Origin of the sequence: Corallococcus praedator, assembly GCF_003612125.1 — a bacterium.
Taxonomy (GTDB): domain Bacteria; phylum Myxococcota; class Myxococcia; order Myxococcales; family Myxococcaceae; genus Corallococcus; species Corallococcus praedator.
The window spans coordinates 1-448 of sequence record NZ_RAWI01001022.1 but is presented as its reverse complement, the minus strand read 5'-3'; the positions used below and the strand labels follow the sequence as shown (position 1 = coordinate 448).

Sequence of the window (448 nt, the reverse complement as noted above, 5' to 3'; positions counted from 1 at the left end):
GACTGGGACGACGTGCTCGCCGCGTGCGACGCGGCCGGCGTCTCGGCGTTCGTCGACGACCTGCCCAACGGCTACGACACCCTGATCGGCGAGCGCGGCGTGAATCTCTCCGGCGGCCAGCGCCAGCGGGTCGCCCTCGCGCGGGCACTGCTCGCTGGTGCCCGCGTCCTCGTCCTCGACGACCCCATGTCGGCCGTCGACACGGAGACCGAGCGCCTGCTGGTCGAGAACCTGCGCCCGGCGGTCGCCGGCCGCACCGTCCTCGTCGCCACTCAGCGGCTCTCGACCATCGGCGTCGCCGATCGCGCCGTCGTCCTGGACGAGGGCCGGATCGTCGAGCAGGGCCGGCCGGCTGCGCTGCTCGCGGCGGGCGGCCTCTTCACCGCCCTCTTCGGAGACGAGTCCATTGCCGCGTAAGCACCGCACCGGCCTCTCGCGCCTCCTGCCC

1 protein-coding gene is annotated in these 448 nt (G+C 74.3%); it reads left to right on the top strand.

Features of this window, described 5'->3' with window-relative positions; genetic code table 11:
• Nucleotides 1-417, top strand: a 417-nt coding sequence (locus D7Y13_RS42865; protein ID WP_120631117.1) for an ATP-binding cassette domain-containing protein, incomplete at its 5' end; no start/stop codon positions are given.
• Nucleotides 418-448: the final 31 nt, after the last annotated feature.